The 22,051-nt window shown below is 43.1% G+C and carries 24 protein-coding genes; 4 read left to right on the top strand and 20 right to left on the bottom strand.

Features of this window, described 5'->3' with window-relative positions; genetic code table 11:
- Positions 1-12: 12 nt before the first annotated feature.
- The 3 genes from OCV56_RS07355 to OCV56_RS07345 form a co-directional block, all read right to left on the bottom strand.
- On the bottom strand, positions 13-627 hold the full coding sequence (locus OCV56_RS07355; RefSeq protein ID WP_086715680.1) for a LysE family translocator: 615 nt from the start codon (positions 625-627) through the stop codon (positions 13-15).
- 105 nt (positions 628-732) lie between these two features.
- Entirely contained in the window at positions 733-1,398 is a 666-nt protein-coding gene (locus OCV56_RS07350; RefSeq protein ID WP_086715678.1) for a hypothetical protein, read from the bottom strand.
- A gap of 138 nt (positions 1,399-1,536) precedes the next feature.
- On the bottom strand, positions 1,537-2,679 hold the full coding sequence (locus tag OCV56_RS07345; protein WP_143691599.1) for a hypothetical protein: 1,143 nt from the start codon (positions 2,677-2,679) through the stop codon (positions 1,537-1,539).
- A gap of 101 nt (positions 2,680-2,780) precedes the next feature.
- On the opposite strand from OCV56_RS07345, the gene OCV56_RS07340 reads away from it, so the two are divergent.
- From OCV56_RS07340 to OCV56_RS07325, 3 genes are all read left to right on the top strand, one after another.
- Entirely contained in the window at positions 2,781-3,806 is a 1,026-nt protein-coding gene (locus OCV56_RS07340; protein ID WP_150330736.1) for an IS110 family RNA-guided transposase, read from the top strand.
- Between the two features lie 361 nt (positions 3,807-4,167).
- A complete protein-coding gene (locus tag OCV56_RS07335; protein ID WP_086713308.1) occupies positions 4,168-5,190 on the top strand; it encodes an IS110 family RNA-guided transposase in 1,023 nt (340 codons plus the stop codon).
- A 540-nt stretch (positions 5,191-5,730) separates the two neighbouring features.
- A complete protein-coding gene (locus tag OCV56_RS07325; RefSeq protein ID WP_190960454.1) occupies positions 5,731-6,687 on the top strand; it encodes an IS110 family RNA-guided transposase in 957 nt (318 codons plus the stop codon).
- A 22-nt stretch (positions 6,688-6,709) separates the two neighbouring features.
- Here OCV56_RS07325 and OCV56_RS07320 read toward each other — a convergent pair whose 3' ends face one another.
- From OCV56_RS07320 to OCV56_RS07300, 5 genes are all read right to left on the bottom strand, one after another.
- The gene (locus OCV56_RS07320; RefSeq protein ID WP_086713305.1) at positions 6,710-7,165 is read right to left on the bottom strand and encodes a hypothetical protein; all 456 of its coding nucleotides are present in this window, start codon (positions 7,163-7,165) and stop codon (positions 6,710-6,712) included.
- Positions 7,166-7,383: 218 nt separating this feature from the next.
- Positions 7,384-7,992 carry a sugar O-acetyltransferase gene (locus OCV56_RS07315; protein ID WP_086713304.1) on the bottom strand — a complete coding sequence of 203 codons (609 nt, stop codon included), beginning with the start codon at positions 7,990-7,992 and terminating at the stop codon, positions 7,384-7,386.
- Between the two features lie 96 nt (positions 7,993-8,088).
- Positions 8,089-8,463 (bottom strand): VOC family protein, encoded by a 375-nt coding sequence (locus tag OCV56_RS07310; RefSeq protein WP_086713303.1) that lies wholly within the window; start codon positions 8,461-8,463, stop codon positions 8,089-8,091.
- A gap of 65 nt (positions 8,464-8,528) precedes the next feature.
- Entirely contained in the window at positions 8,529-9,227 is a 699-nt protein-coding gene (locus OCV56_RS07305; protein ID WP_086713302.1) for a pseudouridine synthase, read from the bottom strand.
- Positions 9,227-9,388 carry a hypothetical protein gene (locus OCV56_RS07300; protein ID WP_017059212.1) on the bottom strand — a complete coding sequence of 54 codons (162 nt, stop codon included), beginning with the start codon at positions 9,386-9,388 and terminating at the stop codon, positions 9,227-9,229. The genes OCV56_RS07305 and OCV56_RS07300 overlap by 1 nt, the downstream gene beginning before the upstream one ends.
- Positions 9,389-9,597: 209 nt before the next feature.
- Here OCV56_RS07300 and OCV56_RS07295 point away from each other — a divergent pair, with 209 nt between their 5' ends.
- Complete coding sequence (locus tag OCV56_RS07295; RefSeq protein ID WP_086713326.1) at positions 9,598-9,999, top strand: YkgJ family cysteine cluster protein; 402 nt, start codon at positions 9,598-9,600, stop codon at positions 9,997-9,999.
- A gap of 53 nt (positions 10,000-10,052) precedes the next feature.
- Here the strand turns inward: OCV56_RS07295 and OCV56_RS07290 are convergent, their stop codons facing one another.
- The 12 genes from OCV56_RS07290 to OCV56_RS07235 form a co-directional block, all read right to left on the bottom strand.
- Positions 10,053-10,454, bottom strand: a complete 402-nt coding sequence (locus OCV56_RS07290) for an NUDIX hydrolase (protein WP_086713301.1) — start codon at positions 10,452-10,454, stop codon at positions 10,053-10,055.
- A gap of 229 nt (positions 10,455-10,683) precedes the next feature.
- Positions 10,684-11,064: a SpoIIAA family protein gene (locus OCV56_RS07285; protein ID WP_086713300.1), complete on the bottom strand. Its 381-nt coding sequence runs from the start codon at positions 11,062-11,064 to the stop codon at positions 10,684-10,686.
- Between the two features lie 112 nt (positions 11,065-11,176).
- Positions 11,177-11,680, bottom strand: a complete 504-nt coding sequence (locus tag OCV56_RS07280) for an HAD family hydrolase (protein ID WP_086713299.1) — start codon at positions 11,678-11,680, stop codon at positions 11,177-11,179.
- A 43-nt stretch (positions 11,681-11,723) separates the two neighbouring features.
- The gene (locus OCV56_RS07275; RefSeq protein ID WP_086713298.1) at positions 11,724-12,224 is read right to left on the bottom strand and encodes a GNAT family N-acetyltransferase; all 501 of its coding nucleotides are present in this window, start codon (positions 12,222-12,224) and stop codon (positions 11,724-11,726) included.
- A 39-nt stretch (positions 12,225-12,263) separates the two neighbouring features.
- Positions 12,264-13,208 carry a D-2-hydroxyacid dehydrogenase family protein gene (locus tag OCV56_RS07270; protein ID WP_086713297.1) on the bottom strand — a complete coding sequence of 315 codons (945 nt, stop codon included), beginning with the start codon at positions 13,206-13,208 and terminating at the stop codon, positions 12,264-12,266.
- A gap of 96 nt (positions 13,209-13,304) precedes the next feature.
- Positions 13,305-13,769, bottom strand: a complete 465-nt coding sequence (locus OCV56_RS07265) for an ASCH domain-containing protein (RefSeq protein ID WP_086713325.1) — start codon at positions 13,767-13,769, stop codon at positions 13,305-13,307.
- Between the two features lie 225 nt (positions 13,770-13,994).
- Positions 13,995-15,050: a glycerophosphodiester phosphodiesterase gene (gene glpQ / locus OCV56_RS07260; protein WP_086713296.1), complete on the bottom strand. Its 1,056-nt coding sequence runs from the start codon at positions 15,048-15,050 to the stop codon at positions 13,995-13,997.
- A 78-nt stretch (positions 15,051-15,128) separates the two neighbouring features.
- The gene (glpT, locus tag OCV56_RS07255; RefSeq protein WP_086713295.1) at positions 15,129-16,502 is read right to left on the bottom strand and encodes a glycerol-3-phosphate transporter; all 1,374 of its coding nucleotides are present in this window, start codon (positions 16,500-16,502) and stop codon (positions 15,129-15,131) included.
- A gap of 455 nt (positions 16,503-16,957) precedes the next feature.
- Positions 16,958-17,212, bottom strand: a complete 255-nt coding sequence (locus OCV56_RS07250) for a DUF3297 family protein (protein ID WP_179946905.1) — start codon at positions 17,210-17,212, stop codon at positions 16,958-16,960.
- 158 nt (positions 17,213-17,370) lie between these two features.
- Positions 17,371-18,654 carry a lysine N(6)-hydroxylase/L-ornithine N(5)-oxygenase family protein gene (locus tag OCV56_RS07245; RefSeq protein ID WP_086713294.1) on the bottom strand — a complete coding sequence of 428 codons (1,284 nt, stop codon included), beginning with the start codon at positions 18,652-18,654 and terminating at the stop codon, positions 17,371-17,373.
- Between the two features lie 74 nt (positions 18,655-18,728).
- On the bottom strand, positions 18,729-19,706 hold the full coding sequence (locus OCV56_RS07240) for a GNAT family N-acetyltransferase (RefSeq protein ID WP_086713293.1): 978 nt from the start codon (positions 19,704-19,706) through the stop codon (positions 18,729-18,731).
- On the bottom strand, positions 19,696-21,906 hold the full coding sequence (locus OCV56_RS07235; RefSeq protein WP_086713292.1) for a TonB-dependent siderophore receptor: 2,211 nt from the start codon (positions 21,904-21,906) through the stop codon (positions 19,696-19,698). Before OCV56_RS07235 ends, OCV56_RS07240 begins: the two co-directional genes overlap by 11 nt.
- Positions 21,907-22,051 lie beyond the last annotated feature (145 nt).

Here is a 22,051-nt window from a genome sequence, read left to right as displayed (position 1 = left end):
CATAGTCTCTTGTTAGGTCTTTGCCGCCAACATGACACCACAAGTAGCTAAGAAGCCACCTGAAAGTTTGTTTAATCGCTTTCTAGCAATGTGCCCCTTAAACATGAAGCTAGCTTTTGAAGCAGCACATGCATAAGCTGCTAAAATGCCGCCCACGGATATCGTAGACAGAAGCAGTATGCTGACGACGTCGATTACAGTTAGAGCGGTTAAATCAACAAAAGCTGGGAAGAACCCCATATAAAACAAAATTGCTTTCGGGTTAGATAGAGTCATGATCATCCCCGTGATTAAGCTCGATGATTTTATACTTGCTTTTGTTTCTTTAGCACCTAAATCTACGACTTCTGAAGTCCAAGTAATATAAGCCAACCATAAAAGGTAAGCCACTCCCACGTATTTAATTAGGCTGGCAAACTCACCCATCAAGCTTGCAACTAGAGATAGACCTGATATCGCTAAAAATATGAAAATATAATCAGCAACCAATACTCCAACAACAACCAGTAGCCCTTGTACCGAACCATATGCTATAGACCTAGATACCACGGCAAGGACACTTGGTCCGGGAATTGCCGCAGATAGAGCCATTGCAACAAATAAAGCTATTCCTGATGATATTGTCATAGTCTCTCCTTAGACCTAACGCCTTGCTAAGCTGTGAGTAAACGTGTGCCATGTCTGAGCGAAGCGAGTTCGGCACGCGTTTACGAATCAGACTTAAGCAATTTGTTATGTTATTCTCAGCTCCTGTCGAGCAATATCCTGAACTTTTTCCAAAGTTTCCGTCATTACTTTACTTACAGCCCTATAATGACTTGCTTTATCATCGGCTTCGCTAGAATCATAAAATACAACAAACTTTAGCCCTGAAATTACTTTTTCCACTTCAGGATCTAAGTACATTGCTTTAGAAGAAATTAGATTGAAAATATGATTAACAGCATTTATAGAACTAGTCTTCAACCTTTCATCAATCTTATTTTCTCTATTGAACTGCAATCTCTTATTACATTCTTCGTAGTATTTCGTAGCTTTATCAACTTCTTCAGGTTCAAATTCACTCTCAATTGAAATGTGATAAAGATAGTTTACGTACTCGTAATCTTGATAGTCATCCCACTGATGATTTACGTACTTTTGAATATGCAATAGGTTCTGCAAGATATCTTCATAGGCTTCTTGTTTTTTTACCCATACCTGTTGTGAGACCCAAGACTTATTTGAAAACTGACTCTTTATACTCTCAACTACAGTTGTATTTTGGCTTAATTGATCTTTCAAATTATCGAAGTCAGCTTTTGTTGCAAGGTTTTTTGCTCTTGTGTTTGCATAGGAACCAAAAAATCCCGCAACCCCAGTAACTAAAGCAAGTATAAGAGTATCAACTATATCCAATTTATCACCTTCAATGATTAAACATAACGCCTTGCTAAGGTGCGGCTCACACCACGAAACTCAAACAAAGCCACCGTAATCACTACACTCAACCGAACCAAAAATGCCAGAGGTTAGCCGTCACTCTTAAGCAACTTGTTAGCTATCATACGCCACCTCACTCATTGCTGTACCTCTGAAAATGTATGAAACATAATCTCTGAGGTTAATAGGCAAGACCGTGGTAGCAACTTTACAACCAGAATCTGAGCTAAGTGAAAGTTGAGGTATTGAAGTACCAAAATAATTATTATTTGAAGACTTAATCCCTTCATGTAAAAACTTCGAGCGAGAAGCATAATAACCATCGATAAATCGAACCAAATGGCTTGGCAAAAATTCGCCAACTAAATCTAAAACACGCCGTCGTATTGAATATTTAACTTGACCACATGAAGAGCATGACTCTTTCACTACGTCTCGAGTCATCGCACATGATTCTAACGCAGATACATACAAAACAGTTGCTGTATCGGTCAAAGCACCTTGTGCTAATGAATAGTCCTTAAGTAAAAAGGCTGCATTATTAAAATGTGCAGCACCATTGATAAACTGATTTTTCACTTTCCCTTGTAGTAAGAGATCTAATGCTGACTTTTGATAACTAGCAAGTGTTGTAAGTTTATTTTCAATTGGGTGGTCATCGACCCAATCTAAGTCACCTGAAAATAACAAATTTTCAGTCACTTCCGTGAAACTCTTAGAGCACATAAATTGGGTTAACTTTACGAAGCTATTTGTAAACACTGCTAATAAATCGCATATATTTTGCAATTTACAGGCTGCGATATGTACTGCATCGTGATGATCAAATGCTAACACTTGGACTTCCAATACACTTTCACCTGAATCTCGATGAAATATTCGATAGCCGTTTCCGACAACAGGAGCAAAAGAAGGCAATCGAGAGTCTAAAACAGTTGAGATGATAAAGGGTTCCTTGTTACTAGATTGACTTAAACCTGAGCACAGTGTACTCACCAAATCTAATTGCTCTCTCGGAAGAGAGCTCTCAAGGTTTATAGACTTGATTACACCCTTTCTTTCATAGTTTATCGATACTTCAAAGGTACTATCTAACCCAATATCCATAAAACCAAAATGTACAGTTTTTGACTGTCCATGCTTGTGCGGCATAAATTGCCAAGCACACTTGCCATATACCGTTCTAAATTTCGCCCAAAGAGCTCTCAGATATTCATTCGATTCGTGATTTGACGAATGATTTAATATAATTTTCATATTATTCCGAACCATTCAACTTGATAGCTAACGAATGACATGGATTCCCCCTACCGAGGATCTGCCACACTTATGTGGTACTTAAATGCATCGGAGGCACCATGTCTGATTATTCTTATTTCTGCGGTATCGACCTAGCTAAAAACCACTTTAGTCTTCATGCTGTAGACCAAAATGGTAAGGTCATACTTCATAAGTCAGTAACCCGCTCTAAACTACTGACTACAATAGCAAATATGCCACTCATGCGTATAGGCGTCGAAGCGTGTGGTGGTGCACATTATTGGGCAAGAACACTCAATAAACTGGGGCATGACGCCCGTATCATGGCCGTTAAATACGTGGTTCCTTATCGAACTAAAGGGAAGAACGACCTTAATGATGCAGTCGCTATCTGCGAAGCTGTTCAGCGTCCATCAACTCGCTTTGTACCCGTAAAATCCCCCGAGCAACAAGCCATCCTATCGGTACATAGAATGAGAGAGCATTGGGTTCGTGAACGCACCGCGCTTATGAATCGCATGCGTGCCCTGCTTTCTGAATTCGGATTAATCATTCCTGTTGGTCGCTCTTCATTGATGAAACAGGTTCCCTTAATGCTCGAAGATGCAGAAAATGAACTGCCACACCTCGCAAGAACGGTGATTGGCGATGCTTATCACCACCTTGACGAACTCAATCAACTTATCACCGATACTGAACAAGTCTTCGATTCTTTTGCTAAGGTCAGCGCTAATGTTCAACGAGTGATGACGGTTCGAGGTATCGGGCCGCAAACTGCAACAGCGATACTCGCTTCGATAGGTAATGGCTCTCAATTTGATAAAAGTCGCGATTTCTCTGCTTGGCTCGGCTTAGTACCAAAGCAATATTCCACAGGAGGGAAACCTCGCTTAGGCCGGATAACTAAACACGGCGACAAATACTTACGAACACTATTAGTTCACGGGGCACGGACCGTGATTGCCAACCTTGGCGACAAGCAAGATAAGTTAAGTCAGTGGTGTCGAGGCGTTCTAGAGCGGAGAGGAATGAACCGAGCGATAGTGGCACTTACCGCGAAGAACGCACGAATTATATGGTCGCTTTTACACAATCAAACCGAATATGAAAACTATGCTGCTTAAGTAAAAACCTAAGCAACATAAAGAGTTAAACCCACCGGGTCATTGCAGACGCTAATGATGGAGATAGGTTAAGACCACTTGCGGAGAGCCTGTTAATGCGGCGGACACACTAGATGTCATCTAACGAATAAGGCACCGCAGTCGCGCAAAGTCATCAGGGCCACGACGTATGCGAATCGTCGATAAGTAGGCCGAATGTAGAGCGGCAGTCCAAAACCAATCAACATAAGTTTAGCGGATGTTTGACAGCCGGGGGAATCCATGTAGCCCTGTTAAGGTGATGAGATGGTCTCCCCCTACCACTTCACATGACGGTAAGCCATGCTTGGAGTGTTCAGGTCCGAAGTAAAAGGAGAAGACCATGACTCAGCATAAAATCATCGGCATCGATTTAGCAAAAAATATCTTCTTTCTTTTTGAAATTAGTCATAAAGGGAAGAACCTTTGCCGTAAAAAACTTCAACGAAGTAAACTACTTAGCTACATCGCCAATAAAGAAACCTGTACTATCGCCATGGAAGCTTGCTCCGGCGCACACTACTGGGCTCGTGAATTCTCTCAGTTCGGCCACGAAGTCATACTCTACGCACCGCAGCATGTGAAAACTCAAAGGCGTAAACAGAAAAACGACTATAACGATGCTGAAGCCATTACCGAAGTCGCTCTCTACAAAAGACCTCACCCTGTGCCTCATAAGTCCGTCGAGCAACAAGACATCCAATCTCTTATTCGAATGAGACGTCTGCTCGTCACTGAAAGAACTCGTATCGTTAATCAAGTGCGTGGCCTTATCTCTGAATACGGCATCATTATGCCCAAAGGAGCCGCAGCCTTCAGAAAGGCCATACCCGAAATACTCGAGAACGACGAAAACAAACTGTCTTGTATATTAAGAGAGTTGCTATCCCATCAGTACGAACGATATTTATACATCGACGAACAAGTAAAATGGTTCGACGATAAACTTAACCAAACCATCAAGCAGTTCGAAAACGCAAAGCGACTCATGTCGATTCCAGGCTTTGGGCCACTCACTAGCCAAGCCGTTGCGGTATGGCTAGGCTCTGGACAACAGTTCAAAACCGGTAGAGATGCCTCCGCCGCAATGGGGCTTGTACCAAGGCAAGATACCAGCGGCGACAAAGTCATTCTTCTAGGAATAACCAAAAGAGGCAACACGTATATCCGCTCCCTACTCGTTCATGGAGCAAGAGCAGCGTTGAGGCGCGCCAAATTTAAATCCGATAATCTCAGTAAGTGGATGCTTGAACTCCAAGAACGACGAGGACCAAACAGAGCCGCTGTTGCTTTAGCAAACAAGCTCATGCGAATAGCGTGGGCTGTTACAACTAAAAATGAAGAGTACCAACCCACTCAAAGCTAGTAACAATCACCAACCCTTTGCAAAGTACGTAGTAAGATGAATAACAGGACAAATCCTACACGTTGAAAACCTTATGCTCACACTGGCTTATAAAGTCGATAAGGTGATTAGGACTTCGTGTTCGACTTCCTCATCTTGGCCAAGGCAATAGCCGTTAAACAGGCCGTATATATGGAAGTTAACCTGCGCTTTTAATCATACTGCTGGCTTGCAAAACTGGGGGAGACCATATATGTGAGCAACGTAATACCGAAGCTCCTGCATACCACCTTAACCACTAAACCTAACGCATAGTAAAAATGCCACGCGTTGCGAATCACTCTTGAACAGTTTGTATGGATAATAAGCACTCCAATCGGGTAATGTGAGACCCAGGCTTTAGCTGCAACTAAAGCTTTCTATGTAGTAGTTCGTTTAAACGCTGGCTCCTCTATCGAGAGACCGATAACAAACATGAACGCTACATAGGACTTCAAGCATAAACCTCGAATAGTCGACTGGGTCTCGAACCCGCATTACGCAAGCATGAGTTAGCTTATTATGAATACCAAAATCAATCAAAGCATCAACGTTGGAGTTGATACCGGCAAAACACAATTAGACATCCACATTAGGCCACTAGACCTATTTTTCTCAGTAGAGAACAATGATAAAGGCATCAAAAAAGCACTCAAAACGATTAAGAGTCACAGTCCTGAACGAATCGTTATTGAAGCTACAGGCCGATTAGAAATGCCTTTTGTTCTTGCATGTGCAGAGGCTCAATTACCTATTGTCAGAGCAAACCCTGTCCACATAAAACGATTCGCTGGTGCTATTGGCCGCAGAGCCAAAAATGATCGTTTAGATGCAGAATTGATCGCTCACTATGGAGAAGCAATCAAACCAGCTCTTACTGTCATAAAGCCAAAAAACATACGCCTAATGAGTGACTTAGTCATTCGCCGAAACCAGTTGTTATCCATGCAAACCATGGAAAAAAACCGAATCCAGATACTTCCCGACTCTCTCCATCCGACTATCAAACCAATGCTAACCACGATAAAAAATCAAATCACCAAGTTAGAAGAAAAGCTCGTTAAACTCATTGAAGATAGCCCTGAATACCAAGCTAAAAACACAATATTGCAAAGCGTCCCAGGAATAGGAAACATTGCCGCTGCATCAATAATTAGCAACGTACCTGAACTTGGTTACATCACGAATAAACAAGCAGCATCACTGATTGGTGTCGCTCCAATAACACGTGAAAGTGGTCGCTACAAAGGTAAGCGCGTAATCCAAGGCGGTCGAGCGCAAGTACGAACCGTTTTATACATGGCGATGATGTCAGCCATGCAATGTAACCCCATATTCAAAGCGACTTATGCTCGACTTTTAGCTGCTGGGAAACCTAAAAAAGTCGCAATAATCGCATGCGTACGAAAGATGGTTGTGACACTTAACTCTATGCTCAGAGATGGCGCCATGTGGGATGAAAACATAGCCAAAAATTAATCATTGACGCCATAGTCGTTTGTTATACCCGTGTCGCGGCAGACAAAGATGTTGTCCAAACGCACTGTTCTCCCTGGCTTTTTGCTAAAAGTCGATCTTCTACATGACTTTTTCCCCACACAGCCGCACATTCAAGTTCAAGGCATTCTTCCCTCGTGGCGGGAGTTTCAATACCGTCAGAATAAATAGAAAACTTCTTTGAAATGAGATCGAACTTATAAAACTTATGCGTCTGATTAAGCATTGGATGGTGATTTATTTGACCTACCTTCACCCAGCCATATCCTCCTAGAGCATTTTTCATAACCCATATACAAAAGGTCGAATCATCAAACATTGCATCAAAATCAGATTGTGGTTCTTCAAAGAAATGTTCCGAAAATGCAACTAATGGTTCACCTATAACCATCGCATAACAATAAAGACCATTTTCAAGCTTAATTTCCACCACTTTCCCGATGTCAAAATTTTTCCGCATATAGCTTCCTTTAAAGGGTATAACAGCTATTAGACAGAAAAATTCTGCACTTAAATACTGACTAGTTCTGTCTAGTTTCTAAGATGGACAAGCAATATGCAACCAAGCCATTGCATAACAATGGCTTATGTCACAGCTAATTTCAGCTATGTAGGAAATAGAGAATCTTTCTGTCTAGTATGACCAAACTCCCACATTAAGAATCTGGTCAAGATAGCTTACTTAAGTTCATCAGGAATACGGCGATCTTTGTGGTAATACTCTCGGTCGCGTTCGTTGATTTCACGTACCACACGGCATGGGTTACCGACTGCGACGACATTGGCTGTGATGTCTTTGGTGACGATGCTGCCCGCACCTATTACTGAGTTTTCACCGATGGTGACGCCAGGAAGTACAACCGTGTGTGCACCAAGCCATACGTTGTTGCCGATGCGAACAGGAACATTGAACTGCGCTGCTTTTAGCCTGAGTTCCGGGCTGATGGGATGCGTGCCAGTGGCAATGGTCACGTTAGGTGCAATCATCACGTTATCGCCGATGAATACGTCTGTGTCGTCAACAAGAGTGAGGTTGAAGTTCACGTATACGTTGTTGCCTAGGTGCGTGTGACGCCCCCAGTTGGCATGTAACGGTGGTTCGATGTAGCAGCCCTCACCGACTTCGGCGAACAGCTGCTTCATGATCTGTTGTCGTTTATCACCTTCGCTCGGACGAGTGTGATTAAAATCGTATAGCACTTCTAAGCATTGAGTTTGCTCAGCAACCAAATCAACGTCGTCACAATAGTAAACGTCTTGGCTGTGCATTTTAGCCTTTATATCCATGTTTGAACCTATTTGATCATTGCCTTATGTTGGCATAAATAAAGAAACAGATGGATAATTTGAAGTTCTCACTGGCTTGAATGCAAGTTGGATGAATTAGCGTGGCCTGATGTTTTCAGCCACACGCCATAGCACACCACTTGGGTCAGTGATACAAAACTCAAGCATTCCCCAAGGCTGCTCAACTACCTCGGAAACGGTAACTTCAAATTCCGACACTACATTAGAGTTTTGGATGTGTTGATACCAACTTTTTACGTCTTCAACCAGCAAGTGCATCATGTAATTGTGACAGTGCGCAGGTTCATAAAAATTTTGTAGAAGGAATGCACAACTGCCGTGTCGTAGATAGGCGATGTCGTGAAATTCAGACATCACTACAAAGCCAATTGATTGGTAAAAACGCTTAGATAAATCGAAGTCTTTCGCGGGTACGAAAGACTTAATTTCTGTGACTTTTAGGTTTTCCATCCTGCATCCTCATCGTGTTGATGTTCTGGTAATAATAGGCTTAACGCATTAAGCGGTTAAAACGTTTATTCAGAGCCTTGCTGAAATGAGTCAACTTCGGCTTTGGTTAAATAACGCCACTGACCTGCTTCAACATCTAAACGAACATCACCAATCTGTTCACGGTGAAGGCCAACAACTCGGTTACCTACCGCTGCAAACATTCGTTTTACTTGGTGAAACTTACCTTCTGTAATGGTCAACAGCACTTCTTTACAGGTAATCACTTCAAGCTCAGCCGGACGCGTCGGTTTTTGCTCGCCTTGCAACAGAATGCCCGCTTTGAACTTGTCAGCGACATCGTCTTTGATATCTCGTGACAATGTCACGTGGTATACCTTTTTACATGACTTAGTCGGTAGCGTGATATTGAATGACCAGCGCCCATCATCGGTAATCAAAACTAAGCCTGTTGTGTCAGCATCCAAGCGCCCTGCGATGTGCAGTTCTGATGCTTTTTCTATCTCGATGTAGTTGAACAATGAAGGATAAACTTCGTCGATATTGGAGCAGATAGTACCCGCTGGCTTGTTCATTAAGAGGTATCGAAATTCACGCAGCAGAAGCGGAGTGTCATTTAACAAGATCGTATTGCTTTCATGAACCTGGGTCGATTCATTGGTGACTGTTTCGCTATTAACGTTGACCTCACCATTTTGTATGCGTTCAATCGCTTCAGACTTGGTTAGGTCAGTGCTTTTACATAGGTATTTATCAAGGCGCATTAATCGTCGGCACCACATTTAGCACAAGGTTTGTACGTTCGTTCACCTTGTTCGATAACCACATAATCACCAACGCACTTGTCACATAAAGCGAGCTTTGGGTAAGCCTCTTTTTGTTTCTTTGCGTTGATGTTGCCTTCGGTGGTATATACGGTTCTCATTTTGACGCCTTTGTTTGAATAACGTGAGAGGGACAAATTGTATCACCATTTACAGGCTCGATTGGAGTGGTGGTGCATAGATAAATGGATTTTAGTCGCGGCAATTCCAAGTTCCCGTCCCGTAACGACTTAACCATGAACAACAAAGTCAACGTGCCATGCCCAACAGTGGTAAAATGGTAAAAGCTCACCAACTTATGAAGTCGATAATGAAAGATTGTAATCAATGTGGAAAATGCTGTATCAAATACGGAGATGGTGACCTTGCCGCGACTCAAGAAGAGATCGATTTGTGGGAGTTGTTCAACCCAGACATCTTTGAATATGTTCGCGGAAGCGAGATATGGTTTGACCCAGAAACTGGCGAGCGTTTAACTCGATGCCCTTTTCTAGAGCTGGTTCCGACCAAAGATACCAAGGCTCAAGCCAAGTACACATGTAGCATTTACTTAGATCGACCAGAAGATTGCCGACACTATCCAAGCCTAATTAATGAGATGGTACGAGATGAATGTGAAATGATTGAAGTGGTGGACTTGCAAGACACGAAGAAAGCTCAAAGGAAACTCGACCTATTGATGAAAGACAGTCGCCCTTCAAGCTATTCGTAAGCGATGAGCTTTTGAAGATCACTCTTCAGTATTAGCTTATAGCAGCTAAAACCTTAGGCCAAATACTGGTTCGCTTCTAACCAATCAAGTGCAACCAGTGCTGCCAATGAGCATACCGCTCTGTCGTTACCATTAACAAACTTAAGTTCTTCGATTTCAGCATCCGGAGACAGTTCTCCAGTATAATCAGCAATGTAGCAAGTCAATTGCACCGATACGCCTTCCGCTTTACCATCAGCTTGGCCAGTGAACGTCTCAACGTATTTGATTGAATCCGGCACTAAATTTACTGAGATCTCTTCTTTGATTTCGCGAAGCAGTGCTTGTTCATCACTTTCCCCAGCTTCACGCTTACCACCGGGTAAGTAGAACAGTTCTTTGCCTTTTGATCTCACCATCAACAGTTTGCCATCTTTAATGAATATCCAAGCGAGCTTATCAATTACCTTATTCATGTCGTTAGACCTTATTTCTGTTTTAGTTCTCGTTTTTACTGAGTCTGATCGCTCTATTGCTCAAGACCAAACAAAGCCTAAGTATGTTACACGCAGAAATGAATATACTCTATTGAATCAAATAGGAAATATCATAACCAAAACGAAAAATGACAGCCTACGAGACGATACTCGTCAACTGTCATTGGCGTTGTTTACTGATTGCCCAGTAGTTGTCCGAAAAAGAGTATCAGTCGACCAACCACTTAAGCGCAGAGTCATGGTCTTCGAATGACTTAACCTCACCAGACACAAACCAGTTCCCTACTTTAGAAGCGAACTCTTGCCAGCTTTTGTCACCATAAATCGCGATTTTGTCTATCTTTGAATTGAGCTCTAATCCTAGTTTGAAATCATCCCAAGCAGCTCGTAACTCCCACCCCGTTAAGGTAGAGATGTCGACCAGCATCTTGAGTTTAGATGAATCGAGTTCTTCTAGCGTGGTACTTAGAATTGGCATCATTGCTTGATAGTCATCGTGTGTGAGTTTGCCTTTCGCTTTAAACACAACGATGGTTTCACCGTTAACACGCTCAATTCCAACTGATATTCCGTGACGTTCGATACTCATAACCTAACCCTCATAGTGGAAACCAGAGTTAGCTTAGAGGATTAAACAACAAAGAGATGGGAGGTTTGTTTCAAAACAGGAAAGCGCTTGATCTGGGCTTAATATCAGAGAGTTAATTGTGTTTTTTCAACAGTTCACTTAAAGATTGAATTTGAATGATACTCGGATGCTGTGACTTGAGCTCAACTCCTTCCGCGTTCAACCACACCGCTTGCAAACCCGCTTCAAGTGCTGGGTAAATGTCTTTCTCTAAGGTGTCACCTACCATGGTGATATCTTGTGGTGCAACACCGAGTTTGGAAATGATGGCAGGATAGAACCCTGACTCGAACTTAGAAAAGCCAATGCTCGCCTTACAAAAGTAACCCAAAATATAGTGAGACAGGCCAACACGCTCAAAGGCTCGAATGATGTCCTCTTTACTGGAGTCGCCAGCGTTGGTGGCAACATAAACTTGATGAGTTTTCGACAATTCCGCTAATAATGCACGAGCACCACTCACTTCTTGTACGGTTTCCCAGTCACACATCTTCCCTTGTGCGTCTGGGAAATCAACCATCAGCGTGTTGCCCCAGTCGAATAAGACTATTTCTGTTAATTCGATTAGCTTTTTCATCTTGCCTCCTGCATACGATGAGTTACCTAGCGTTTAAGTGATCCTATAAAAATTTCTCGATAAGGATTTCGTCAAAGTACTGATCGCCAATCTTACCGTGTTTCTTAGCCGTTCCGACGATTTCAAAACCTTGCTTAAGATAAACCGCTAAAGCACGCTCGTTGTCTGCTCGTACATAGGCGAACAGCTTTTCATAACCTTTGGCTTCTGCCGCTTTGAATGTGTAATCAAACAACTGTTTTGCAACGCCCTGTCCACGGCTATTAGCATCAACATAAGTACCAATAATACCAACATGATCAAATGCTTTGGTGTAACTAGCAAATGGTTCTACATTCTGAAAACCAAGTAGCTGGTTTGTCGTTTCGTTGACGGCAACACTAAACACACCGCGCTCAGGGAACGACTCAATAAATGCCTTTTCTTCATTCACAGTAAAAGTCTGATCCAAGATCGTATAACGCGCTTCGATGATGATTGGATTCAATACATCAATAATGCCTTGCGCATCATCTATCGCGACTGCTCTGATTTTTAAGCTCATACTTCTCTACCTTTTTGTAACTTGGGGCAGATTCTATCTCTACATGCCATCCCTTTGATAGGACAGAATGTTGTCGAAAGCAATATCGAAGTAGAGTTCGTAGCTATTTTGTTCAACATAGCCTAAATGTGGCGTCGCAGTGACATTTAATAAGGATAATAGTGGTTCAATGGCAGTGGTGGCAGGCTCTGTATCAAACACATCAACAGCCGCTCGCTTAGTTGGTACCAGACTCAGTTCTTGGTATAAAGCGCCTTGCTCAACCAACTCTGCTCGACTGATATTCACAAATAATGAGTCAGGCTTCATTAAGGTCAAATCCTCAGCGGTAACACACCCTCGAGTTACGTCATTCAAGCGTAGATGCAAAGAAAGCACATCAACACTACCGAAAAACGATTGTTTGGTCGGTGCAGCTTCAAATCCGTCTGCTTGTGCTTGATCTCGTGACGATTGGCTGCCCCACACGACTACAGCCATCCCAAATGCTTTTGCATATTGTGCGATGCAGCGTCCGATTTTTCCGTAACCCCAAATACCAAGCTTCAAGCCCTTCAAAGTTCGACCTAGCCCTAACGAACCAGAATCTTGCCACTCATTCTGCTTGAGGCTTGCTGCGTAAATCGGAATATGACGAGACGCCGCCATGATCAACGCCCAACACAGCTCAGAAGGTGCAACTGGCGAACCTCGGCCTTCTAGCACAGTAACACCGAACCGTTCGCACATTTGCGGATCAACATGATGACTGACTTTACCTGTTTGGCTGATCAGTTTGAGGTTCGGGAGCTGCGATAACAAAGATTCAGTGATCTCTGTTCTTTCACGAATGAGCACTATGGCTTCAAACGAGATCAACTTAACGGCGAGTTGTTGCTCTGAATAAGTCTCGGTAAATACAGTGACATCGTGTTGTGCGAGCTTGTTGAAGCAATCGAGGTCTTTAACGACGTTCTGATAGTCATCCAATATTGCTATTTTCACATCACTCTCCTTGTGATTATTGGTTACCTGGCGTTGGTCAGATGAAGGCTAACGTGCCATGTCTCGAGATTCAATATGACACTCAAGGTGGCTTCACTATTGATAAACCACTTTGAAGCGCTCAAGTACGAGTAACATGTCTTCAGTTGGCGCAATTTTGAGCTCTTCACATTCACGTGAGAAGAAGTTCCAGTGCGCATCTCTCCACCATTCTAGTGTTTTATCACCCTCGCCTTCTGCGGCAGCAAACTCAGCGGTCACTTCGTTGTATTTGCACAGCGACACCGAGATTACCTCGACAATGCAAACTGGTTTGCCACCCCAATCGGTGACGACTTGCAAATGTCCCACGACAGGCATAACTTCTCCTTCATGGCTGTACCAATATTCAAGGCTGCAAGATGCCTGTTTTTCACCTTTGAGAATTAACTGGGCACATAGGTTGGCGTTGTATTCGTCAGCACAGTAATAGTCGGAACTAAAAGAGGTGTATTGCGAAGCAACGTCCGCTGGTAATGTGTTGAGGTAGCTATCGAGATAAGCTTTGCTTCTTTCTTCCATCATGTGTCCATTTTCAATATTCGTTTCAGCCAGAAGCGCTACATATTGAGCACCTGACTGCATTGCGCGTAACCTATCAAGGAGTGTAAACGGTGTAAACCAAGTAACGATTAAAGTGTGTGCTAAGAGTGTAGATTTAATGCAGGATTGTTAGATCAAAAAAAGAGCTAAAAACACCTTCAGGCAGTGCTTTTAACTCTTTGTATTTTATTGTGGATTAACCAATTAACGGTTTAAAAAGTCGACCGCTTTGTCTGGGAAATCGGTAAACACCCCGTCGACTTTCACTTGGTTATAAAACACATCCAACATGCCATCGAAGTTATCGACATAACCTGGAATTCGGCCTGGATCAGCGCGGAATGTGTATGGGTGAACATCTAAGCCTGAATCTTTGGCAGATTTCATTAATGGTTTAATGATGATGTTCTCTTTGGTCGATGCATCGTCCACCAACATTGGCTTCCAAGGGCCTATTCCTTCTGCATAAGTCGCAACTTTTTCCATACCACCCGCTTCAAACATCCAGTCATAACTGTATGGCGTTGCTTTATCGCCCTTGTAAGTCATGGTTTCGTTCCAGTCTGTATAGGCCATCAACTGAACGAGCTTAAGATCCATCTCCATCGCCGGCATGAGTTCATCATTTATGCGCTGAAGTTCATTAGCATCGAAACACTGTAAATACACTTTGTCATCTTTCGATAGGTAACCATATTGCTGTAATGTGGCTAGTACCGCTTTAGATATGTCTTTGCCTTCATGGCGATGGAACCAGGGTGCTTTAATTTCAGGATAGATACCTACGTCATAACCTAAGGTCTTATTTAACCCTTGGATCAGTTCGATTTCTTCTGCAAAGGTAGCGACACGGAAATCAGACTGCCACATTGGGAAGCGCGTTGGGTACCCTGCCACTCTGTTACCTTGTTCATCTAGGTTAAAGCCTTCGGTCACTTTCAGGGATTTGATCTCTGCAAGCGTAAAATCAATTGCGTAGAAGCGACCGTCTGCACGAGCGCGTGTTGGAAAGCGGTCAGCGACATCGGTTACTCGATCTAGATAGTGATCATGTAAAACCACCAATTGGTCGTCTTTGGTCATCACGACATCTTGTTCGATGTAATCGGGGTTCATCGCATAAGCGAGCGCTTTGGCGGGTAATGTGTGTTCAGGTAAATAACCAGAAGCGCCGCGATGAGCAATCACTAAAGGCTCAGCGAACGCTTGTGCAGATAAGCTTAGTGCTAATAAGGTCAGAGACAGTGGCGTTGTTTTCATTATTGTTTCCCTTGATAAAACAGAAGCAGGATATACCTGCCTCTGTCGTTTATTCGTCGGTGTGGTTTTGTGAATACACTATTGAGCTAGCGCTTCTTTTTCACGTTCGAGGCTTTTCTCTTTATGGTGCTTACGCTCACCAATAAATGCGTATACCAAACAGATGATTGAAGCGACACAAGCGCCAACCAAGATGGTGAAACCGCCATCCCATCCATAATGGTCAACCATGAAGCCAAGTACTGCGTTTGCTGCAACTGCACCACCTAAGTAACCGAATAGACCGGTTAGGCCAGCCGCTGTGCCCGCAGCTTTCTTAGGAGCAAGCTCAAGTGCGTAAAGGCCGATTAGCATTACAGGGCCGTAAATTAAGAAACCAATCGCAATTAGAGCCAACATATCAACCGTTGGGTTACCTGCCGGGTTAAACCAGTAAACCAGTACTGCGACGGTAACCAGTACCATGAACAAAATACCAGCTGGAGCGCGGCGACCTTTGAATAACTTATCTGAGATCCAACCACACAATAGCGTGCCCGGAATACCTGCCCACTCGTATAAGAAGTAAGCCCAAGATGATTTATCTACAGAGAAGTCTTTCGCTTCTTTTAGATAAACAGGAGCCCAATCAAGTACACCATAACGAATCAGGTAAACGAACGCGTTTGCGATAGCGATTGACCACAACAGCTTGTTATTAAAGATATACTTAAAGAAGATCTCTTTTGCTGTCATCTCAGTTTCGTGAGACTTGTCGTAATCATCTGGGTAGTCATTTTTGTGTTCTTCAATTGGAGGTAGACCACAAGACTGAGGCGTATCTCTTACTGTGAACCAAACAAAAATAGCAACGAGAGTGGCAAAAAATGCAGGAACGTAAAAAGCGGTTCGCCAATCGTCATTGAAAGCCCATAGACCCAATAAGAACATCGGGCCAATTAATCCACCGCCCACGTTGTGAGCAACATTCCATACTGACACTATCTCGCCACGCTCTTTACGTGACCACCAGTGCACCATGGTTCGTCCACAAGCCGGCCAGCCCATACCTTGGAACCAACCATTCAAGAATAGAAGGATAAACATCGCAGTAATGCTGCCTGTTGCCCATGGCATGAAACCAAAGCAGAACATCACCAGTGCCGACATTAACAAGCCGCCACTGAGGAAATAACGTGGGTTAGAGCGGTCCGACACGCTTCCCATTAAAAACTTAGATAAACCGTAAGCAATTGACACTGCGGCTAATGCAACCCCTAGCTCACCGCGACTAAAACCTTGTTCAATGAGATAAGGCATCGCCAAACTAAAGTTTTTACGGACTAGGTAGTAACCCGCATAGCCAACGAAGATGCCGAGAAACAGCTGCCATCGCAGTCGTGTGTAGGTGCTATCGATCTTATCTGATGACAAGCGATCGATATGCGCCATAGGTTTGAATATTCCAAACATAGGAACCTCATATTATTGGGCGAAGGAAGAACAAAATGCTCGAACGAAAAAACTTACGCTCATTCGAAAACAGGAGGGATTGTATGTGCTTCAGGATTATTTTCTGTGACAGAGATAGCCATTAACAATAAATTACTTTAAATACAGCAAATTAGTTTCATTTAATTAGACTACGCTTCATATTTTCAACTATACGCATTTATTTATTCGAAGGTTTATCGAGTAATATTTAAACAAAAGTGCGTGTTCGAACATAATACACCCAGTGACTATTTTAATATTCTTGCAAATGCATAATGAAAACGGCGTTTTTTTGAAAGCTATAAGGGAGAATTTTGTCTTATTGAAAGGATTACGTTGTAAATCGTGATACAAACAAAAAGGGCCTAGATTGCTCTAGACCCTTTTAGGTAATAACGCTTGGTGACTCGATATGATCGAGTTACACGAAGTGATTATGCTTCGATGTAAAAAGCTTCTACAGTGCCTTTTAGAGTAATAAGCATTGGCTGGCCAAAACGATCTAGCGCTTTTGGAGAAGGGATCTTAACCCAGCCTTCGCTGATGCAGTATTCTTCAACATCAGTACGCTCTTTACCATTTAGACGAATGCCAATTGGGTATTCGAAACACTCAGCCACGTGGTGTGGGCTGCGTGGGTTACCTGCAAGATGATCTGGTAAAGCTGGTCTTGAATTAGTATCGCTCATGTTCATTACCTGTATGTACGTAAATAAAAAAAGTGCGTCATTCTAGTCAATATAGGCTTTGTGCTCAACAACTGCTGCAATAAATCGTATTGATAGGTCTAATCAACAGCTAGTTGTTTGATTTAAGGACGATCTAGGCACTATTCACATACTAAAACTTAGGCTTTCTCTAGAGTTAACTCGTCGGTTTCAAGAAGCGCTTCTACAATCTCTTGAGAACGAACTGCCAACACAGAAAGCAGCGTATCACTCAGACCGTGTGACGATTCACAACACCCTTGCAGGAAGATCTTTACCTCGCAACTTGGCTTCATGTCTAACTGATATGAACGCCCTACCGATTTACTATCAATCAAGGGTTCAATTGAGCTAAGCATTTGGTTGAACTCATCGTATCGATAACCAGTAGCAAGAATGATCGCATCGTATTCATTCCATGCCTGCGTCTTGTTTATTGTATCATTCAGGCGTAATGCAACTTTGTCGTCTTTCACTGCTACTTCTTGGATATCATGGCAACGTAGATGTTCATGTTTACCTTCACCCGTTACTTTCTGCAAATAAAGGAGCTCATAAATCGCGTTGAGTTCTTCTGTATCCACAACGGAATAGTTGGTCGCGCTAAAGCGGGAAAGAATGTGGTCACGTTGTTCTTGCGTGCTTTCATACATGTGGTCTGTAAATTCAGGGTCAAACACCTCGTTTACAAACGGGCTATCATCGGCTGGGTGCAACGCAAAGCGGCGGTTAACCATATGAACTTCACCGTCTGAGTAACGGTTCGTCAGATCAACGAATATTTCGGCAGCACTCTGCCCTGCGCCCACGATTGCGATTTTAGGCTCCGAGTTTGACTTAAAGGTTTCACGCCACGCCTTATACTTCGAAGAGTGAATAATTTGTTCGTTATCATGACCTTCGAACTGTTTCGGTAGCTTTGGCATACCGCCCATACCAACAATAAGGTTCTTGGCAATTCGAACCGTTTTATTACCGTGAATGTCGGTAGACGTGACCTTCACTTTAGAAGTGTGACCATCCTCTTCCATTGCTTCGATATCAATGACTCGTTGGCCGTAATTCACTCGTTCTGAGAATTGATTTGCGACCCACGTTAGATAGTCATTAAATTCGAGACGAGAAGGATTCATACTGCCTAGGTTAATGAAAGCGTTAAGCCTGTCTTTGGTGTGCAAATAGTTAACGAATGAGTAAGGGCTCGTTGGGTTACGCAATGTCACTAGATCTTTCAAACACGATATTTGCATTCTTGTTCCATCAAGCAACATACCACCGTGCCATTCAAAATGAGATTTTTGCTCCAAGAAGCAATAACTTAAGCCTTTATCTTTAGCTTGCTCTTCTAGTGCTATAGCTATCGATAAATTAGCAGGACCAAAGCCTACTCCGAGAACATCATATTCCTTAATTTGTTTCGTCATGTATAACCTCATGATAATTTTTGGGTACAAAGCACCCTATTCCGACTCCCTTTTTCAGCACTGACTATTTAACGCTAAAACTCGTTGCTGAAGAAGCTGTCTTTCAACTGACACATCAAAGCCGCACGCTTATGCGGAAATTCAAATTCTTTAACTTTGGCAAAACCGTATTTTTGTAGATATCCGATCATCTTGTCATTATCGGCTCGTGGCTCACTGACAATCTTTTCAGTTCGGGGATCGGATAAATAAATGAAATGACAAACAGAAGGTAACCAAGCCGCAACTTTATGAGCGCCTCGGTGAGACTCTTCCCCTACCAGCATATGGATTCCACGGTCATAATCACCTGCAGCGTAATACGGTGCGATTCGATCTTCTTTGGTCCAATACACTTCGATGTAGGCGAAAGGCTGATTGTCTAAACACACAATAAGAAGCTGATTTTTATTGTTTTTAATCGACTCTTCTAGATACGTTCTGTGCTCTTCCAGTGAGCCCGTTTGCTCCCAGAAATTCGCAACTCTGTGACTGTTTTGCCACTTATTGAAGAAGGTTAAGTGCTTGTCGACATCTAAGCCCTCTAGAGTGAGAACGGCGTTAAGTTCAGGAATATAACGACGATACAATTCACCCAATAAGGGCTTTGGCCTCGCGGGATGATAACCTGCCGCATCGAGAACTTGCTTGTGGGGGTAAAGTGTTTGGTGCCGCTTCTTTAACCACAGTTCAGGTACTTGCATAACAGCTTCACGCCATAGCACCTTTAAGCCTTCGGCAGTTTCAAAGCACAAAGAATCCAACACTTCACTTTTATACTGTCCGAGTTCAATTGTTCGAATCTCGGGGTTAGCAGAAAATAGAATGGCAAACGCAGAAAGTTGCTCCGTATTTAACGCTGTCATTTGGGTTAAACGCCAAAACTGGTTTGTTTCACGCACAACTTCAACCACACCGGAACTGACTTCAACGCAGTAACTGTCTTGTGCCTCACTTAAAGAAACACTCTGCCCATCGGGCAGAGTGTTCAGAGGCTGGTGGTTACCAGTCATAGGTTACGCTCGCAATTACGTTACGGCGGTCACCGTAGAAGCAGTAGAAATCACACGTTGCCACGTACTCTTTGTCTGCTAGGTTTTTTGCAGCGACTTGGAACTTGTAGTCTTCAATACGGTAGCTGACAGTTGCATCAAACAGTGTGTATGAAGGAACAACATTAGTTTCTGTATTGTCGGCGTAAGAATCACCAACGTAACGCGCACCTGCACCCACTGTTAGGCCATCCAACGGACCACTCAAGAAACGATAGTTTGCCCAAGCTGAAGCCAGTTGGTCAGCAATTTGCGATGGTGTATTACCCACATGACTGCTGTTTGCATCTTCAATAATTTCTGAATCGATAAACGATACGTTACCAATTAAAGTCAGCTCTTCGGTAACGTTTGCCACCGCTTCCAACTCGACGCCACGGTTACGAACTTCACCGATTTGAGTGAGTTGACCGGCAACTTGACGCGCTAAGTTTTCTTTCGACACTTCGAATGCGGCAATGTTGAAGTAACCATCAAAACTACGTGGTTGGTATTTCAAACCCACCTCGTATTGCTCGCCTCGTTCTGGCTTCGCTGGGTCACCATTTTGATCCAGTTGAATAATCGGATTAAATGATTGTGCGTAACTTGCATAAGGTGTGAAGCCGCTATCCATTAGATAAGCAACACCGAAATTAGTTGTCCACTCCTCGTTATCAACCTTAGTTTTAGCACCTGTCGTGGTGTTATGAGTCTTGTTTTGAGAATCATCGTAACGGACACCAATTTGGACTGCCCACTTATCAGCAATCATCATTTGGTCTTGAAGATACAGGCCTAGCTGATTGTTTTTGGTCTTGGTAGTTTGGCGATCAGATTCATCAACAACACTAAAGTTTGAATCAAGCAGAGTAACGTTGTTGCTATACGATGGATTAAACACATCAAACAACGGGTTTGCAATTGGGACTAAACCCACTCCAGGTACAGGGACACTAATAGAGCTATTGCCGTCAGCAACAAATGGGTCAGCAGCATAATCCTTGCTGTCGATATCGATACTTTGGTAATCAATGCCGGCTAGCAAAGTATGTTCTACAACACCAGTTTTGAAAGTATGTACAACACGGTTATCGATGTTGAATGCGTCAGACGTGCCTTCTTCCGTCGATGCCCCACGCAGGATTTTACTATCTGTTGGGTCATATACACCCAAACCATAATCTTTTGCATAGCCAAGCGAGTACATTTGACGAAGGTTAATGTCCATCTTGCTGTAACGCGTGTTCTGCATGAAGTAAGTACTGTCATTGAAATGGTGTTCAAATTCATAACCTATCGACAGTTGTTCACGCTCAAACGTTTCCCAATCTGTATTGCCTACTGCAGTGCTATCACTGATTTTTCCGTTTGGGTTCGATGTTAACGTCCCTTCCATCGGTAAGAATTGCAGATACGGATCTGAATCATCTTTTTGGTAGCTAGTTAATAGCGTAATTTTGGTGTCGTCTGTGAATTTGTAAGCCAGAGAAGGTGCGATAAAAATGCGTTCAGCTTCTACACCATCGACACGACTACCATTTTTACGACCAAGTGCTTGCAGGCGAAACGCCATTTTGTCATTGACTTCAGTGTTCACATCTAAACTGATTTGCTTGCGATCGTCAGTACCGTATTCAATAGCAAACTGACCAGAACCACCATCAAACTGCGGACGTTTGCTCACTACGTTGATCACGCCACCTGGTGGAGTTTGGCCGTACAATGCAGAACCTGGACCACGTAAGATTTCTACTCGCTCCAGTCCAAACGGGTCGATCTGCCAGCTGTAAAAGCCCGATGAGTACAAACGCGTTCCGTCTTGATACAAGCCGCTATTTGCTTGCTTAAAGCCACGGATAACAAACCAGTCTTGCTTGTTATCTTCACCAAAGTAGTTGGCTTGGATACTTGGTGTGTACTGCAGTGCATCGGCAATACTTATCGACGCTCTATCGTCCATCTGCTCACGAGTCACAATCGAGATAGCACGAGGTGTCTCACCTATCGCTACATCTGTTTTGGTTGCCGTACGACTACTCAACCCAACATAACTAAAATCAGGCCCTACAGAGCTATCTTCAAGCTGTTGCCCAATAACAACAACGGTTTCATCTTCGTTGGCCTGAACCATTCCTGACGATATAACTAAAGCGACCGCAAGGGCTGTTGGGGTACGCATAAAGTGCCGATTCATATATTTCTCCTTCAATACGGCTATGAACCAATTGCAATAAAAACACAAACAACAACGATAATAGTTATCATTGCGATTAATAATTTAACGAAGTGTACCACGTAATTTTCAAAATAAAACATCTCAGCAA

The organism is Vibrio gigantis (genome assembly GCF_024347515.1).
GTDB classification, from domain to species: Bacteria; Pseudomonadota; Gammaproteobacteria; order Enterobacterales; family Vibrionaceae; genus Vibrio; species Vibrio gigantis.
Note: the sequence above shows the minus strand (reverse complement) of the source record. Positions and strands in the feature narration are given on the sequence as shown.